This window comes from Catenibacterium sp. (assembly GCF_052354645.1).
In the GTDB taxonomy this organism is placed as follows: Bacteria; Bacillota_I; Bacilli_A; order Erysipelotrichales; family Coprobacillaceae; genus Catenibacterium; species Catenibacterium mitsuoka_A.
The window spans coordinates 1-1,775 of the sequence record NZ_DAWDDM010000351.1; the positions used below are offsets into that span (position 1 = coordinate 1).

1 protein-coding gene is annotated in these 1,775 nt (G+C 31.5%); it reads left to right on the top strand.

Annotated elements, in window-relative coordinates; all coding sequences use genetic code 11:
• Positions 1-304: 304 nt before the first annotated feature.
• Positions 305-1,693, top strand: a complete 1,389-nt coding sequence (gene mgtE, locus ACT8VG_RS10885; RefSeq protein ID WP_187013116.1) for a magnesium transporter — start codon at positions 305-307, stop codon at positions 1,691-1,693.
• Positions 1,694-1,775 lie beyond the last annotated feature (82 nt).

Below are 1,775 nucleotides of genomic sequence, written 5' to 3' on the forward strand. Positions count from 1 at the left end.
GGACTGCCTGTCTATAATACCCAATATCCGCACGTTTGTAAAGTGTTTTTTGAAAATAATTTATGTTTTCTTAAGAATTATGAAAATAATGTTGATTTAATGGGTGCTTTTTTGCTTTACTTTTTTATTAGATTTTGTTATAAAAAGTAATGGACAGAAAGTGAGGTGGTATAGATGGACAGTCACGAGCGACAATCAAGACACAATAATAATGATCAAAAATCAATGACTGTTCCTCTATACTATTAGGACTTTCATTGGTATTTGCTCATCATAATCACATTATGAAAGAGAGGAATACATCATGACAGAAAGAAAGTACAACAATGATTATGTGCAGGATATTCTGCACATTATTTCTTCAGATCATACAATTGAAGAAAAAAGAAATTTATTAGATGAATATCATGACAAAGATATTGCAGAAGCATTTGAATTATTACCTAAAGAAGAAAGAAAACTATTCTTTGATTATTTTGATATAAAGAGACTGTCATCTATTATCGGTTATATCGAAGATTCAGAAGATTATATTCAAGACTTTGGTTACAAGAAGTATGCAATGCTTCTTAATAAGATGGATTTAGATGATGCAGTAGATATTTTAGAAAACTTAAATGAAAATACTAAGAGTCGTCTTCTTCCTTATTTACATGTTAAAAGAAGAGAAGACATCTTTTTAATCAAATCGTTTAATCCCAATCAGATTGGGCATGAAATTACAACTAACTTTATTTCTATTGAACGTGGTTTAACTATTAGACAAGCGATGAAGGAATTAGTTAGACAATCTAGTACTCATGATAATATCAATACTATTTATGTAACTGATCATAACCAGTATTATGGTGCGATTGATTTAAAGGATTTGATTGTTGCAAGAGAGAATGATGATTTAGAAGAAATTATCGCAACTTCTTATCCACATGTTTATGCTCATGAGATGATTAGTGATTGTATTGATGAAATCCGTGAATATGAAGAAGACTCAATTCCAGTACTCAACGATGATAATGAGATTATCGGTGTTATTACTTCTACCGATATCACTGATTTCATTGAAGATGAACAGGATGAAGATTATGCAAAACTTGCCGGTATGACTGAACAGTCAGACTTGGATGAAACAGTAAAAGATGGTATGAAGAAAAGACTACCTTGGTTAATTCTTCTTTTATTCCTTGGCATGATTGTTTCTACAGTAGTTGGTTTATTTGAATCTGTTGTTGCAGAAATTGCGATTGTTGTATGTTTCCAATCACTTATTTTAGATATGGCCGGTAATGTAGGAACACAATCTCTTGCGGTTACAATCAGATTACTTGTAGATGAAAATATCTCTACTAAAGATAAACTTAAATTCATCTTAAAAGAATTAAATATTGGACTTAGTAATGGAATGATTCTTGGATTTCTTTCATTCTTATTTATTGGATTCTATATTATGATTGCTAAAAATAGACCATTTATGGATGCTTTCATTCTTTCTGGATGTGTGGGTGTTTCCTTATTTGTGGCTATGGTCTTCTCAAGTTTGGTTGGCGTGGTCATTCCAATGTTTTTCCATAAGATCAAAGTTGACCCAGCTGTTGCATCAGGACCTTTAATTACTACAATCAATGACTTAGTTGCTGTTGTAACATATTATGGTTTAGCTTGGTTATTATTAATTCAAGTATTCCATGTACATTAGGACCTTAGTGGTCCTTTTTCTTTGCAATAAAAAAGCCCTCCTGTCGGAAGGCATAAAAAAAAGGACCTGGCAGCTTGCTATT

Excerpts from the sequence above, each read along its gene's own strand:
- mgtE (WP_187013116.1), top strand. The coding sequence starts at position 305 with ATGACAGAAAGAAAGTACAACAATGATTATGTGCAGGATATTCTGCAC.